Source organism: Paenibacillus rigui (genome assembly GCF_002234615.1).
Classification (GTDB): Bacteria; Bacillota; Bacilli; order Paenibacillales; family NBRC-103111; genus Paenibacillus_S; species Paenibacillus_S rigui.
On sequence record NZ_NMQW01000028.1, the window covers coordinates 1 to 16937 of the forward strand.

7 protein-coding genes are annotated in these 16937 nt (G+C 46.5%); 6 read left to right on the top strand and 1 reads right to left on the bottom strand.

The window, feature by feature from the left end; translation table 11 throughout:
* The 4 genes from CF651_RS32400 to CF651_RS19870 form a co-directional block, all read left to right on the top strand.
* Positions 1 to 594, top strand: a 594-nt coding sequence (locus CF651_RS32400) for a dockerin type I domain-containing protein (RefSeq protein ID WP_245856054.1), incomplete at its 5' end; no start/stop codon positions are given.
* A gap of 154 nt (positions 595 to 748) precedes the next feature.
* Positions 749 to 4468, top strand: a complete 3720-nt coding sequence (locus CF651_RS19860) for a family 43 glycosylhydrolase (protein ID WP_094016619.1) — start codon at positions 749 to 751, stop codon at positions 4466 to 4468.
* A gap of 20 nt (positions 4469 to 4488) precedes the next feature.
* A complete protein-coding gene (locus CF651_RS19865) occupies positions 4489 to 8964 on the top strand; it encodes a beta-L-arabinofuranosidase domain-containing protein (RefSeq protein WP_179232897.1) in 4476 nt (1491 codons plus the stop codon).
* Positions 8965 to 9054: 90 nt separating this feature from the next.
* Positions 9055 to 11883, top strand: coding sequence for an NPCBM/NEW2 domain-containing protein (locus CF651_RS19870; protein ID WP_094016621.1), 2829 nt, complete (start codon positions 9055 to 9057; stop codon positions 11881 to 11883).
* Positions 11884 to 11939: 56 nt separating this feature from the next.
* Here the strand turns inward: CF651_RS19870 and CF651_RS19875 are convergent, their stop codons facing one another.
* The gene (locus CF651_RS19875) at positions 11940 to 14021 is read right to left on the bottom strand and encodes a helix-turn-helix domain-containing protein (protein WP_094016622.1); all 2082 of its coding nucleotides are present in this window, start codon (positions 14019 to 14021) and stop codon (positions 11940 to 11942) included.
* Positions 14022 to 14284: 263 nt separating this feature from the next.
* Between CF651_RS19875 and CF651_RS19880 the strand changes: the two genes are divergently transcribed.
* Together CF651_RS19880 and aspA are read left to right on the top strand one after the other, a co-directional pair.
* Positions 14285 to 15523, top strand: coding sequence for an MFS transporter (locus CF651_RS19880; protein ID WP_094016623.1), 1239 nt, complete (start codon positions 14285 to 14287; stop codon positions 15521 to 15523).
* On the top strand, positions 15516 to 16934 hold the full coding sequence (gene aspA / locus CF651_RS19885; protein ID WP_094016624.1) for an aspartate ammonia-lyase: 1419 nt from the start codon (positions 15516 to 15518) through the stop codon (positions 16932 to 16934). The genes CF651_RS19880 and aspA overlap by 8 nt, the downstream gene beginning before the upstream one ends.
* Positions 16935 to 16937 lie beyond the last annotated feature (3 nt).

Genomic DNA, 16937 nt, shown 5'->3' on the forward strand with positions numbered 1-16937 from the left:
TCCGGAACCAGCACACCGGTGCTGAATCTGACCTTCAAGGTGAAGGCCGGCGTTCAGAACACGGCCGGAACGATTGCGACCACTCAGGCGAAGCTTGGCGTAGCTCCAGAAGGAACGGTCATTCAGGCGGAGCTTAGCAGTAAGAGCATTGCTGTAGGCAAGATTGAAGTGGTTGTCGACAAGACCGCGTTGACAACGGCCATCACGAATGCACAAGGTCTGTACGACGCAGCCGTTGTGGGCACACTGCCGGGACAATACCCGCAGGCAGCCAAAGATGCCCTTGGTGTTGCGATCAACGCAGCCAAAGCGGTAAAAGACAGCTCAAGCGCGACGCAGTCTCAGGTCGACAGTGCGACAGCAGCACTGGCCAGCGCAGTTGATACCTTTAAGGCAGCCGTGATTAAAGAAGTGTCGGCGGACCTTAACAAGGATGGAAGCATCGATGTCGGTGACCTTGCGATGGCTGCTTACTATTACGGCAAGGATTCCAATGGTACAGACTGGGCAACAGCCAAGATTGCCGATATGAATAACGATAATAAAATTGATATTACAGATCTGGCATATGTTGCATCCAAGATACTTCAATAAGTAATCTAACGCTCATTGTGGGAGTACTCACCATGCATGTTGCGTGAAAACTGAATTGTAGGCGCCCTATCCCGAGAGTTAAAGATCATCATTGGGATAGGGCGTACTGGAATAAGGGGTATATCTGCTCAGTTTAAAAAAGGAGTTCAAAAAAATGAGCAAATTTAAAAAAATGGTCTCTCTAGCTATGGCTCTAGCCATATGGATAAGCTTGTTTGCGGGTATGGCACCGACAGTGCAAGCTGCTGCAGACCCATACCTCAAACTATGGTATAAGTTTGATGAGGCAAGCGGAACTACGGTGGTGGATTCGTCGGGCAACGGTTTCAACGGTACATTTGTCAACGCAACGACCTGGGATACCGGCGTGGATGGTAAAAGCTATGTAATGACGGGAGGTACATCCAGCTCAACTACAGCTCCTTATGTTAAAATCCCTAACGGTGTTTTAAACGGACTGAACAATATAACCATTGCAGCATGGGTCAAATGGAGCGGGGGCAGTTCGAACCAATGGCTCTATGCCCTTGGAGTGGATTCATCCCAATATGAGTTTTTATCGCCAAAATTATGGAACGGGAAGCTGCACGCAGCAATTAAAAATGGAGGCGCTGAACAGAGCGTTGATGATACGGACGCTTTACAAACGGGAGTATGGAAACACTTAGCTGTCACCATCGATTCGACGACAAAGACAAGTGTTCTATATGTTGATGGAGCTGCAGTAGCAACGAATACCAACATAACAATCAAACCCTCAGATTTGTATGATGCAAGTAAGGATTATACAGGATATATAGGAAAATCCTTTTATGCCGATCCGTACTTCGGAGGTCAGGTGGACGACTTCAGGATATACTCAACAGCTTTGACTTCGGTTAAGGTATCTGAATTGTATAATAGTTCAATTGATGCTGCTCAAATTGTAGCTGCGGCAAAAGCCAATTTGAGCATTGGTAAAACCATAGTGACGGGCGATATTAAATTACCAAGCAGCTACAATGGAACCGCTATTACCTGGCAATCTAGCAATACAGCATACCTTGGAAATGACGGAAAGGTAACAAGGCCTGCCCAAGGTCAGCCTGTTGCAGTAGTACCTTTGACAGCAACCATCGCCAAAGGTAACGTATCAGCAAACAGAACATTTACAATCAGTATTCTACCGGATGGCTATACGATGAATTTTACTAGCTATAACCCGATTTTTAAAACGGATCATAACGGAAATCGAATATTTACCGCAGATCCGGCTGCGTTGGTAGATGGTGATACTGTCTACGTTTATGCCGGCCATGATCAAGCTTCTCTTGGCGGATGGTTTAGCATCAATGAATGGGTATGCTTCTCCACAAAGGATATGGTGAATTGGAAATATGAAGGCGTAGTGATGAAAAGTACCGATTTCAGTTGGGCAACCAGTGGTACAGCATGGGCATCTCAGGTAATCAAGAGAAATGGCAAATATTATTTGTATTCGACCTCAGGAAGACCCAACAACCAGGGCTACACAGTCGGAGTTGCGGTATCTAACAGCCCCACCGGTCCGTTTGTAGATGCGAAAGGCGCGCCATTATTTGATAATGCGATTACTACAGGGGGGACACTGTCCAGCTTTGAAGATATTGACCCTACAGTATATATCGATGATGATGGGCAAGCCTATTTATACTGGGGCAATGGTAAATTGCATTATGCGCTTCTCAATGAGGATATGATTTCCATCAAGGATCTAAATGGCGACGGTCAAATTACTGAAGGTGCGGATATTTTTACAAATGTCCCCATTAACGGTCTTACTGGCGGGATATACGATGAGGGACCATGGCTTTATAAGCATAACAATAAATTCTACTTGATCTTTCCACAGGCTTTGCCGCAAAAAATTGCTTATGCAATGTCCGACAGTCCTACTGGACCCTGGCAGTATAAAGGAGTCATTCTAGGTGCGAATTCTGAACCCAATGGCGGGACAGGAACCATCAATTCCGATACATCTCATCCGGCTGTCATCGAATTTAACGGTCAATCCTATTTATTCTATCATAATTCTGCGTTACCGACCGGTGGACAGACCAGACGTTCTGTAAGTGTAGAAAGATTATATTATAACGCCGATGGGACAATTAAACCATCCTATATTACTTCAACAGGACTTACCGGTGTGGCATCGTTCATTCAATCCAGTCGTTATCAAGATAAATTTGTGAGATTTGCAGATTATGATACCAGATTGGATAGCAAGCAGGAGGATCTAATGCCCTTCAAGTGGGAGATACTACCTGGCTTGGCTGATGAAGCAACATTGGATATGGTATCCATACAAGTGGTAAACAAGCCTGGATTTTATTTGACTGTTTATGGAAATAAGGTCACTTTGGCAAAAAATGACGATTCCGCAGGTTTTAAAAATAATGCGACTTTTAAAAAAGTGCCGGGATTGGCAGATTCAAACGGGGTATCTTTCCAGTCCTTTTCCGATCCAACCCTGCATATCCGGCAGTCTGATCCGGATAGTTCCCAATTAAGGGTGCATCCTTATTCATCAAGCAGCAGCGAGACAGATAAACAGGATGCAACGTTCAACATTTTAAATACAGATGAGCCCAAAGTACCTACAGCCGTACTATCAGCAGACAACAGTGTGAAGCCTAGAAGCAGCTTTGCCGTCACCGTTAGCCTGAACAGCGTGACAAAAAGTGTTTATGCCCAGGACATCACTTTGACCTACGATGCCAACGTATTTGACTATGCGAGTGCGGCAGGTGCAAACAACAGCACCCAGATCGTGACGGAGGACAAAGCGACTGCGGGCAAGGTTAGACTCATTGCCGTCAATATCGGAGGGATAACTGGAGCCAGCACGCCGGTGATGAATCTAACCTTCAAGGTCAAGTCCGGTGTTCAGAATACGACCGGAACGATTGCAGCCTCCCAGGCCAAGCTGGGTGTGGCCCCTGAAGGAAGCGTGCTTCAAGCGGCGCTTGGCAGTAAGAGCATTGCTGTAGGCAGTATTGAAGTGGTTGTAGATAAGACAGCTTTAATAGCAGCCATTACAAATGCACAGAGCTTATATGACGCTGCAGTCGTTGGGACACTGCCAGGTCAATACCCGCAGGCAGCCAAAGATGCATTCGGAGTTGCTATCAACGCAGCCAAAGCTGTAAAAGACAACCAAAGTGCGACCCAGTCCCAGGTTGATAGCGCCGTAACCGCACTGAACAGTGCAATAGATACCTTCAAGGCGGATGTTATTAAGGAAGTGTCTGCAGATCTGAACAAGGATGGAGTCGTCGATGTCGGTGACCTTGCAATGGCAGCTTACTATTACGGCAAGGATTCCACAAGTGCAGACTGGGCAACAGCCAAGGCGGCGGATATGAACAGCGATCATAAGATCGATATTATGGATCTAGCGTATGTTGCATCCAAGATTATTGAAGTCGTTGTAGGTGTAGACAGGACAGTTTTGATAACAGCCATTACAAATGCAGAGAGCCTGTATGGCGCAGCCGTCGTTGGGACACTGCCGGGTCAATACCCGCAGGCAGCCAAAAACGCATTCGGGGTTGCCATCAACATAGCTAAAGCTGTAAAAGACAATCAGGGCGCGACCCAGTCCCAGATCGATAGTGCCGTAACCGCACTGGACGGCGCGATTGATACCTTCAAGGCGGCCGTTATTAAGGAAGTGTCAGCAGATCTCAACAAGGACGGAAGTATCGATGTCGGAGACCTTGCAATCGTTGCCTACTATTACGGTAAGGGATCCGCAAGCACAGAGTGGGCTGCTGCTAAGGCGGCTGATATGAACAGTGACAATAAGATCGATATTATGGATCTTGCGTTTGTGGCATCCAAAATTCTCGGGTAAGAAAAAAAGGAGAAATGTCAATGAAACTGCTAAAAGGCAGTAAAAAGTCGAAGAGGAAAACGGTTTCTAAAATCGTATCGTTAAGTTTATTGGCTAATCTGATGTCAGGCTTATATGGCTTCACGATTCCGGCCTCTGCAGCAGCATTGGATGCTTCTAAGCAATTGGAGCTAAAGTTTGAAAAAAATATTGCCGATGCCTCGAGTAATGGGATCCAAGGGACATTAAATGGCACCGCAAATTATGTTGAGGGTAAAGTCGGGAAAGCGTTACAGCTCAACGGCACGAATAATTATATTGATTTGGGAACGTCATCGGCATTACAGCCGCAAAATCTCACGGTTTCCTTTTGGGTGAAACCAGATTCCAAGTTAACAGGCGAACATATGATCATGTGGAACAAGCCAAGTGGTAATTGGTCGGGAGAAGGATGGTATTTAAGCATCCTGAGTGATACCGTTCCCTTGAAGCTCTCCACGGGCACAAGCGTACAGGAATCGTATGTGACTGGGGACCGAAATACATTTTTTCCGGTTGGTGAGTGGACGCATATTGCGGTCACCTACGACAGTGCTACAAAAAATGTGGCCATTTACCGCAACGGTATTGCTCAAAAGGTTTCTTATAACAAGCAGGGCGGCAGCATTGTTGCGAACAATACAGACCATAAGTATTTAGGCTTTAACTCCCCCCTTTATGGCGGAGGTTACTCCAAACTGAACGTGGATGAATTCAAAATTTACAGCGTGGCAGCGACAGACGAAGCCGTCCGAAGCGTTTATAAAGCAGAAGGCGGCGTAATAGACGAAACGATCATTGCGCAGCAGGACAAAGATGCCATCGTTTTGCCGGAGACAACGAGAGGCAATCTTACGTTTCCGATAAAAGGAATAAACGGAAGTACAATTTCATGGAGCACCTCAAATCCTAACGTTGTTTCCAATACAGGGATAATCACAGATCCCGGGGTAGATACTCCTGTTGCCATCCGGGCCACCATCACGTACGGTTCAGTTACGTTAACGAAGGATTTTTCTGTCGTCGTGAAAACAAGCAAATATGTAGGCGATGCTGCCAAGGTCAAAAACTTTGACATGGAGCAGGTCGATGTGACAGACCCTTTTTATGTGAATGCGTTCAATAAAGATGTTGAATATTTATTAAAGCTTGATCCGGATCGACTGTTGTCAGGCTTCAGAACCGTAGCAGGCTTGCCTAAGAAAGCAGAGCTGTACAACGGCTGGGAAGGCAGCTGGAGCTATCTTAGAGGGCATACGCTGGGTCATTATATGACAGCGTTATCCCAGGCATACAAGCAAACGAAAAATAATCCGACACTGAATGCGCAAGTAAAGAGCAAAATCGATTACATTATTAGTGAGTTGAAGGCATGTCAAAATGCGAGCAGCAAAGGGTATGTTTTTGCAACACCGGAAACGCATTTTGATGTGATTGAAGGGAAGATCGAAGGGCAAAGCTGGGTCCCCTGGTATACCATGCACAAAATTATTACCGGACTCGTCGATGTGTATAAATACGAAGGCAACGGAGACGCCTTGCAGATTGCAAGCAAGCTGGGAGATTGGACCTATAACCGAACGCAAACATGGGATGACTCAACGCATACAAGAGTATTGAATGTAGAATATGGCGGTATCAACGACGCATTGTACGAACTGTATAAATACACCAATAACCAGAACCATTTAACGGCTGCCCATATGTTTGACGAAGATTCCTTATTTACCCCCATCGTGAATGGTCAAGACATCTTGGCGAATAAGCATGCCAATACCCAAATTCCTAAGTTTATTGGCGCATTGAATCGGTACCGCACCTTAGGCGCAGCAGAGTCGTTCTACTTAAAAGCAGCGGAAAATTTTTGGGAGATGGTAGTTAACGACCATACCTACGTAACCGGTGGTAATAGTGAAAACGAGCACTTTAGAGAGCCGGGGCAGCTGGATAATTACAGAAATAACATCAATGACGAAACTTGTAATTCATACAACATGCTGAAGCTCACCAGAGAGTTGTTCAGGCTTACGGGAGACATCAAGTATGCAAATTATTATGAGAAGACATTGCAAAACGAGATTATGTCCTCCATTAATCCGGAGAACGGGATGAGTGCCTACTTTAAACCGATGGGTACAGGATATTTCAAAGTATTTTCTACAGAGTTCGATAGTTTCTGGTGTGATACTGGAAGCGGTATGGAGAATTTCACGAAGCTGGACGACAGTGTTTATTTTCACACTGACCAAGAGCTTTATGTCAACATGTACTTGAGCTCAACATTGAACTGGGCCGAAAAGGGCCTTCAATTAACTCAGCAAACGGATATTCCTCAAACTGATAAGGCATCATTTACAATTAATGCGGCACCTTCCGAGGCGGTTACGATCAAATTCAGATCGCCTGAGTGGATCGCACAAGGTCAAAAAGCAGTCGTGACGATAAACGGAGCCCCCTTGAATGTGGAGGCAGCCAACGGCTATTTAGATATCAACCGCGTATGGAAGAAGGGGGATGTCGTTGAAATCAAGCTCCCTTTAGAAGTACAAATATCTGCGCTTAAGGATAACCCTGAGGCGGCAGCCTTTACTTATGGCCCGCTAGTGTTGAGCGCCGGACTTGGAACCGAGCAAATGATCGCGATTCCGCATCTGGCTTCACAGAAAGCCAATTTGCCCGCGGGTGTTACTTTTAAGGACTACATTCTAATAAAAGATGGCACGGTTCTTGATTGGATGAACAATGTCAAAAACAATCTGGTGAAGACGGAGGGTAAGCTGGAATTCACTTTGCGGAATACGGATGAAGACAATCATTTGAAATTTACGCCTTATTATTCACTGTATAAGGAAAGATACGGGATTTACTACTATTTATCCGCTTTGGATTCCCCGACCTTCCAGAAAAATATACTGAGTAGAAAGACTGCAGCGAAAAAGGCTATCGCCAAGATCGATGAAGTACAGATCACGAATGACCAGCACGAATTGGCACATAACCTGCAAGGAAATACAGGAGGAGGCTCTTATGGCGGGGAACAGTATCGTCAAGCTTGGGCAGGGTCTACGGGTGCGGCCTGGCTTAGTTATGACATGGCCGTCGATCCTTCCGTAACGAATTATATCGCCACTCGGTACTATAGCGGGGATAAAGGAAGAACCTTTAACATATATGTGGACGGTACGCTCATCAAAGAAGAAACGATTGCAGCCAAAACCCCCGATCAATTTTATGATGTAAGATATCAAATTCCGGCAAATTTGATCGCGGGCAAATCGAAAGTCACCGTAAAGTTTGCCAATCGAGGTTCAAGCTACGTTGGCAGATTATTCGGTACGGTGTCCATTTTGAAAGATTATAACAACAGCACGAATCTTCAGGGCGTTACGGTGGGGGGAACGTCGGCCGTCTTAACGGATAATCGTTATTCCGTGTCTGTTCCTCCGAATTCAACAGACGCTTTAGTTAAATTCACTCCTGAAAATGCAAATGCTTTGGTCTATGTAGATAATGTCTTAATTGATGATATCGTAGAAAGGAAAGTAGCTTTGCCATCGGACACGACGACTTTGAACGTAAGAGTGGTAGCCGAGGATGGAGTAAGCGAAAAATCTTATTCCGTAAGCTTGAATAAACAAGCGCAAGAAGCCACCGCAGCGATTTCTGCAGACAGCAGCGTGAAGCCGGGCAGCAGCTTTAATGTGGGCGTGAGTCTGAACAGCGTAACACAAAGTGTGTATGCCCAGGACCTCACCTTGACCTATGATGCCAACGTATTTGACTATGTGAGTGCGGCAGGGGCAAACAACAATATCCAAATCGTATCCGAGGACAAAACGACTGCCGGAAAAGTGCGACTCATCGCCGCTAATATTGGAGGGGTAACCGGAGCCAGCACGCCGGTGCTGAATCTGACCTTCAAGGTGAAGGCCGGCGTTGAGAACACGACCGGAAACGTCTCAACTACTCAGGTGAAGCTCGGGGTTGCACCTGAGGGAACGGTGCTCCAGGCGGCACTTGGCAGCAAGAGCATTGCCGTAGGCAAGGGGGATGACGTTGTCGACAAGACCGCATTGACATCAGCCATTACGAATGCACAGAGCCATTATGATGCAGCCATCGTGGGCACATTGCCGGGACAATACCCGCAGGCAGCCAAAGATGCTCTCGGAGTAGCGATTAACGCAGCGAAAGCGGTAAAAGACAATCCAAATGCGACACAGTCCCAGGTCGATAGTGCCGCAGCTGCACTAGGTAGTGCAGTCGATACCTTCAAGGCGGCCGTGATCAAGGAAGTCTCCGCCGACCTGAACAAGGATGGAGTCATTGACGTTGGTGACCTTGCGATGGCTGCTTACTATTACGGTAAGGATTCAGCAAGCGTAGACTGGGCAACCGCTAAATTGGCTGATATGAACAGCGATCATAAGATCGATATTACAGACCTTGCGTACGTGGCATCCAAGATCCTCGAGTAAGTGATTCTCTTGTTAGCTGCAACAGGGGGAGACAGGAGTCTCCCTCCGTTCCTTAAAGGATTTAATTCCAAATATGGAGGTTAAATAATCGTGAGAAAAGCATGGTCGATTGTCACTCTGTTCCTTATGGTCAGCGTATATTTCTTAATGCCCTCTTCGCCTGCGAATGCATTGGATAACGGTTTGGCTGAAACTCCGCCAATGGGATGGAACAGCTGGAACCGGTTTGGTTGCAATGTAAGTGAAACGTTGATTAAACAAATGGCGGATGCCATGGTATCCAGCGGTATGAAGGATGCCGGTTATCAATATGTGAACCTTGACGACTGCTGGCAAACCTCGCGGGACGCTTCTGGCAAAATTGTGGCCGATCCTGCGCGGTTCCCGAGCGGAATGAAAGCCCTGGCAGATTATGTGCACTCCAAAGGTCTAAAGCTTGGACTTTATACCGATGTCGGGTTTAAGACTTGTGCGGGCCGTCCGGGCAGTCGGGGATATTACGAGCTGGATGCACAAACGTATGCCGATTGGGGCATCGATTACGTTAAAGTGGATTGGTGCTATGTCGATCCCAATGGAAGTATATTAAATACAGGTCCGAAGCCTGATGCGGCTACTTGGTATGGGGAATTCCGGGATGCGCTTGCGAAAAGCGGGAGAAACATTGTTTTTAGTATTTGCAACTGGGGTGAACAATCGCCATGGGAATGGGGACCGAGAACCGGGAATTTGTGGAGAACCGGCGGCGATATTACGGATAAATGGGACACTGGAACCAACTGGTTTAAGGGAATTATTAATGCGATTGATGAAAATAACAAATATGCGAGCAGTGCAGGACCTCACGGTTGGAATGACCCGGATATGCTTGAAGTAGGCAATGGCGGGAGCACGACCGACGAGTACCGTACGCAGTTCGGCATCTGGAGTATCATGGCGGCTCCGCTGATTGCCGGGAATGATATTGCTAACATGTCACCGGAAACGAAAGCGATTTTGCTGAATAAGGAAATCATCGCCGTAGATCAAGATCGGCTTGGCGTACAAGGCACAAAGGTGATAGACAATGGGGATAGCGAAATCTTTGTGAAACCGCTTGCGAACGGTGACAAGGCAGTCGCCTTGTTAAATCGGGGGGCACAGACGACCAAAATAAGCGTTGCAGCTAAGGACGTCGGACTTCCCGTTTCGGAGGGATACCTTGTGAGAGACTTGTGGGAGCATCAGAGCAAGGGCTCTTTGGGAACCATTAGTGCGGACGTTCCTTCCCATGGAACGGCTATGTTCAGAGTAAGCGCGGCAGCCTTAGCGGATTTGCCCGCTTCCTTGGATATCGCACCGGCAGCTTCCAATGTAAATTTGGAGGCCGGTAAAGCGGTTCAATATACAATCACCATCAATAACAGCGGTGTCAAGAACGTTGAAAATACTGCTGTAAGCCTGCAGGTTCCTAATGGCTGGTCAGCCGTGTCAGCTTCCGTCAGCAGTTTTGATCACATTGCAGTGGGGCAATCGGTAACCGCAAGCTGGAATATTACAGCTCCATCTACTACAGTAGGGCTCCAAAATGTGGGTGTAACCGTAAGCTACAAAGACGGGGAGAGCACAAAGCAGCAGCAAGGGAATTATAAGGTGATCGTCAATCCTTCGAGCGGCAGCGTCTATTTGAGCGACTTACCGTATGCCTCAGCAACGAATGGCTGGGGACCGGTAGAGAAGGATATGTCCGTCGCAGAACAGGCTGCAAATGACGGTAAAATCCTCACTCTGAATGGGGTTCAATACAACAAGGGCTTAGGTACCAATGCACGAAGCGAAATCACCTACAATCTTGAGGGCAAATATGAAACTTTTATATCGGATGTAGGAATTGATGATGAGGTTAATCAGGGAAGTATTATCTTTCAGGTGTTTGGAGATGGAACCAAGCTCTGGGAGAGCGGTCTCATGACAGCCACAACGCCTACAGCAACGGCTAATTTCAGTATCAAAGGTGTTCAAAGCCTCAAGCTCGTTGTAGCCGATGGCGGGGATGGGAACGCATATGATCATGGGGATTGGGCGGGGGCCAGAGTCGTTGTAGCACAAAAGCCCGCAGCTGCGCTTTCAGCTGACAGCAGCGTAAAGCCGGGCGCAAGCTTTACCGTCGGCGTGAGCCTGAACAACTTGGCGCAAAATGTGTATGCCCAAGACCTCACATTGACCTATGACGCCAACGTATTTGATTATGTAAGTGCAGCAGGGGCAAATAACAACATTCAGATCGTGACAGAGGACAAAGCGACAGCAGGCAAGGTGAGACTGATCACCGCAAATATTGGTGGGGTATCCGGAACGAGCACACCGGTGCTGAATCTGACCTTCAAAGTGAAGGCAGGCGTACAGAACACGACCGGAACGATTGCAGAGACCTTGGCGAAGTTGGGCGTAGCCCCTGAAGGAACCGTCATTCAGGCGGCGCTTGACAGCAAGAGCATTGCTGTAGGCAAGATTGATGTGATTGTTGACAAGACGGCTTTGACAACAGCCATTACGAATGCACAGAGCCTGTATGACGCAGCTGTTGTGGGCACACTGCCGGGACAATATCCGCAGGCAGCCAAGGATGCCCTTGGTGTAGCGATCAACACAGCCAAAGCGGTTAAAGACAGCTCGAGCGCGACGCAGTCTCAGGTAGATAGCGCCACTGCCGCACTGGCCAGCGCAGTCGATACCTTCAAGGCGGCCGTGATTAAGGAAGTGTCGGCAGATCTGAACAAGGATGGATCCGTCGATGTTGGTGACCTTGCGATGGTAGCTTACTATTACGGTAAGGACTCCACAGGCGCAGACTGGGCAACAGCCAGGATGGCTGATATGAACAGCGACAATAAGATTGATATTACCGATCTGGCGTATGTGGCTTCCAAAATCGAATAAGAGAGCATTTATTACGAAAAACGGAGCAACGCGGATTCGCGGCTCCGTTTTTCGTGTTATTTGAATGTATTTTTCAAATGACATGCAAGCTGAATCTTTAGTACATCTTCAGGGTCGTCCAGGCTAAGATGAAGCAAATCCTCAATTCTCTTGATGCGCTGATAAAGGGAATTGATATGAATATGAAGCTTTTTGGCGGTTTCAACAGCAGATTGATTTGAAGAAATGTACAGCATCAAAGTTTTTTCTAATTCTTTGTTTTGGGTTTTGTCTGTCCGCAGCGGTGCAAAGATTTCATGAATATATTTCTCGATTTCTTGCATGGGTTGATTAAGAAAAAAACGATTAATCCCTATTTCTTCATATCGCATCAAGCCGTATTTATTCCTGCTCTTTGCGAAAGCTACAGTCTTATTCGCTTCGTTGTAACTCTTGATAATATCCTCCAAATCTTGATAGGCTGAACCGATTCCTCCACGCACTACATGCTGGTCGGTCTTCTCCCATTCTTTCATGATGGTTGAAATATGATAAATCGTTTTATCGACCTCGTGCAGATCACGAACGGAAATGAGAAGCTTAATTTTATTATAATCCCCATACACTAATTTATTGATATGAACGAGCTCATGGTTTACCCGCGAAATGAATCGTTGAATCTTGGCTTCAACCTCATAGGGCTCGGACAACTCAGGAATTTCACAAAGCACGATAAAGGAATAGGACGAAAACGTAAGGTTGAACTGCCTTCCTCTTGCAATGATCTGTTCATGATTTTGAATGTTCAAGATCTGGTTGAAAAAATCATCTGTTTTCTTGTACTGCAGCTCGGTGACAGATATTTTTTTGACAATTTCAAGTGCAAGCACGGAACCGCTCTGTTCAACTGTAATAATATCCATCGGTGAGAGCGGATGAGAAACGGTCACGAGAATACAGCCCAGCAGCACTTTACCGACAGTAATGGGATACAGGAAATAATCCTGACTGGATAGTTTCATCGTTAATGGTGAGAGCTGCTGCTGATTGGCGAACAATTCGGAAATCATATCAAAGCTCATCGGCCGTTCATTATCATGCTCTTTATACATGGCATTATCAAGGAAATCAATATACGCCACCGGCATTCCGAGGATCAAATTGATTTCGTGAATCATTTTTTGGATGCCTCTATTTTTTAGCGACAGCTGGGTCAACGTATCATGGACATTGATTCGTTTTTGTAACAGAAGATTGTTCTCTTCTAATTTCTTGCTCAATGCCGTCACCTGCTGCAAACGCAAATTCGTTTCCTCATACAGCTTTGCGTTATGAATGGCAATCGCAACCTGCGAAGCAAAGCCTTGCAATAGCCTGATGTCCCGATCGGTGAAATTTCTTTTCTTGTGAAATTGCAAAAGCGTTAACGTGCCTATACGTGTAGAACCCGAGGAAACGGGAACAATAATCAGGGCGTTGGCCTTCTCACTTTGTTGGACAAAGCTGGCATTTTGCTGTGAAATGTTCGTATAATCGGCCTCCATTTCTTGTCTGGATTGATACAACCTCGGAACCCCGTCAGAAAATACTTTGCCGGAAATGGCCTCGCCGCTCCTCGTTTTATAGTGTGTAATGGAATCGTCAAAGCCAAATGACGCAAGGGGAATCAGTAAAGAGCTTGACTCATCGTACAGTCGAAAAATTCCCGCGTCGCCTGCGGAGATGACTGTCAGAGCGCTTCGGATAATTTGTTGAAGCAGCTTATTCAGATCCAGCGTAGAAGTCAGCGACCCGATCCCCTCAATCATTTTGTCCAATTCCATGTCCTTCGTTTGTAAGTTCATTTGAAGATAGAAGTCACGGCAAAGTAAATACAAAACCTCTTGCTCGGTATCGGTTAATGTAGTGCCGGGTTTCTCCAAATAAACAACCAGTTGGATATCATCCCCGAATGTAACGTTCATGTGAGCAATGTTGGGTTGATACGTATAAGCATATTGCTGCTTTTTGCTTATTGGATTTGGATGCGTTTGCATTTCGAGCATGACCCCATCAGACCATACCTTTTCCAACGAATGGGGGTGTCCATACCAAATTTGATAAGCAATTCGGCCAAACTTATGAAAGATGAATGACTCCAATGATGTAAGGTATTTCATGCCAGTTTACTCCTTTGTTGTGTAAACGTACACTATTTTATATTCTTATTGTTAATAAGCTACATAGATAATATTTGAATATAGTATAAAATATTTATTAAGCGTTGAACATATCGATTTTGAATCCATTTTTCCACGCTTATGTTAGTAAATATGACAATAGAGATAAGAGGGGGAGCAGCGGAACGTAGAAAGCGAGGTTTGAAGAGATCATCAGCAGGGTATTGAGAAGCTCTATACTATTCCAAATTGGAGTGATTAGGATGAGGCAGGATATCACCAATAAGAAAAAGTATGCCATTCTACTTGTTTTATTTTTAGCATGGATTGTAGGTTATTTTGATAAAGTTTCCATCAACGTTGCCATCATTCCGATTACGAAGGATCTTCAGCTGACACCTGATAAAGCGGGTCTCATCCTAAGCAGCTTTTTCCTGAGCTATGCCCTAATGCAGCTTGTGGGCGGTTATTTGGCCGATAAATTCGGCGCGAGCAAAGTATTGTCCGGGGCCATATTCACCTGGTCGATTTTTACAGGCATTACGGGATTTGCGAACTCTTTCTTCAGCCTTATGGCTTCCCGTATTATGGTTGGGGCCGGGGAAGGGTCTTTTCCCACAGCAAGCTCCGTAGCCATAGCCAATACGTTTCCAAAGGAACAACGGGCAAGGGCCAAGTCTGTAGTCCAATCCGGCAGCTCGGTAGGCATTGCGATAGGATCTATTGTCATTGCCACGATGACAGCGTCGGTGGGCTGGAGAATCATGTTTTATGCGCTTGCCGTTATAGGATTTTTAATAGCTATACTGGTTTGGTTCGTCCTCAAATCGTCAGAGAAAAGAGTGGAGACGGAGCAAGAGCGGCAGGAGAAGCAAGTGAATAAGGTTCCGGTCAAAACGATCTTAAAAACATCGATGGTATGGAAGCTGCTCGTCGTTTACTTTTTTGCGAACGTCGTATTCTGGGGCTTGCAAAGCTGGCTACCCTCCTACTGGGTCAAAGTAAAAGGCTTAAGCATGGTTTCGATGGGCGTCTACTCCTCGATTCCGGCGATTCTAGGCTTTGTTTCTTTCCTGGTCAGCGGCTGGGTGTTGGACAAGTATATGCTTGGAAAAGAGAAAGTGATCATTATCGGTGGGGCGTTACTGTCAGCTATTTTCATCTACTTGATGTTTAATGCCAGCTCGGTGCCTCTCGCTTTCACGTATTTAACACTAACGAATGTTTTCCTCAATCCGGTCAGCATTACCGTTTTTATTATGCCGCTAAAGCATATGGCCAAAGACTCCGTCGGTACGGCAACGGGGATCATCAATGCAGGCGCCCAGGTTGGCTCCATTCTATCCCCTACCATTATGGGCTATTTAATCAGTTCAACCGGCGACAATTACAATATTGCGTTCATGTTTCTTGTTGCTTCCTGTATTGTGATGCTCTTTGCGGGATTCACGATTAACACGAAAAAAAGCGTTCCAACGAACAAGGAGATAGCTGATGTTTAAAGGACAAGTGAGAATGGAGAAGGATTTTCTCGGCGAGAAGGAAGTACCGCTTCACGCTTACTATGGGATCCAAACGATGAGGGCGGTAGAAAATTTCCCGATTACAGGATATACCCTTCATCAAGAGCTGATTGTTGCGATGGCGATGGTCAAAAAGGCGGCTGCGCTGGCCAATATGGACATGAAGCAGCTGAATCCGCGTCTGGGGAATGCGATTGTAGAAGCCGCGTCCGAGATCATTTCCGGCAAATGGCATGATCAATTTATCGTCGATCCCATTCAGGGAGGCGCCGGAACCTCCATTAATATGAACGCCAATGAAGTGATTGCCAACCGGGCGATCGAAATCCTGGGCAGCGCCAAAGGGGATTACTATACCCTAAGCCCGAATACGCATGTCAACATGGCTCAATCGACCAATGACACCTTTCCGACTGCGCTTCATCTTGCCGCCTTGTCTTTGATTGATAAGCTGCTGCTCACCATGAAGCAGCTGCACGAATCGTTTTTATCAAAAGCCAAGCAGTTTGATTCCGTCATTAAAATGGGACGTACCCACCTGCAGGATGCCGTTCCTATTCGCCTGGGCCAGGAATTTGAAGCGTACGGCCGAATGCTCGCAAGAGATATCCTTCGTATTCAACGGACCCGTGAGCACTTGTATGAGGTGAACCTGGGTGCCACCGCTGTCGGCACAGGACTCAATGCGGACCCTCAATATATTCGGAACGTCGTCGAAATATTAGTCAGGATTAGCGGGCTCCCGCTTAAAAATGCCGAGCATTTACCGGATGCGACTCAAAATACAGATGTGTACACCGAGGTTTCTTCGGCTCTAAAAGGTTGTATGCTGAACATGTCCAAGGTCGCGAACGATTTGCGATTGATGGCCTCTGGGCCGAGAACAGGCTTGGGCGAAATTACGCTGCCTGCCCGGCAGCCCGGCTCTTCGATCATGCCCGGCAAGGTCAATCCTGTTATGTGTGAAGTCGTGAACCAGGTTGCTTTTCAAGTCATCGGTAACGACCTGACGATTTCTATGGCGTCGGAAGCCGGGCAGCTGGAGCTGAACGTCATGGAACCGGTACTCATGTTTAACCTGCTGCAATCGTTAATGAACCAGGTATTTCAAGTATTCCGGACGCATTGCTTGGATGGCATCGAAGCCAATGAACAACAATGCAAGGAATATGTAGACAACAGCGTAGGCGTATTGACCGCATTGAATCCCCATCTAGGCTACGAAACGGCTGCGCGCATTGCGCGGGAGGCCATCCTCACGGGGAAATCCGTTCGTGAGCTCTGTCTACTGTACAACGTACTGACGGAAGAAGAACTCGATCTGATTTTGGACCCTTACCAAATGACGGAACCGGGGATATCGGGAAAAATATTACTAGATATGGAGTGAACT

What these genes read in the sequence shown, in the direction of transcription:
- CF651_RS19860 (WP_094016619.1), top strand. Translation starts at nt 749, where the DNA reads ATGAGCAAATTTAAAAAAATGGTCTCTCTAGCTATGGCTCTAGCCATA.
- CF651_RS19865 (WP_179232897.1), top strand. Translation starts at nt 4,489, where the DNA reads ATGAAACTGCTAAAAGGCAGTAAAAAGTCGAAGAGGAAAACGGTTTCT.
- CF651_RS19875 (WP_094016622.1), bottom strand. Translation starts at nt 14,021, where the DNA reads ATGAAATACCTTACATCATTGGAGTCATTCATCTTTCATAAGTTTGGC.
- CF651_RS19880 (WP_094016623.1), top strand. Translation starts at nt 14,285, where the DNA reads ATGAGGCAGGATATCACCAATAAGAAAAAGTATGCCATTCTACTTGTT.
- aspA (WP_094016624.1), top strand. Translation starts at nt 15,516, where the DNA reads ATGTTTAAAGGACAAGTGAGAATGGAGAAGGATTTTCTCGGCGAGAAG.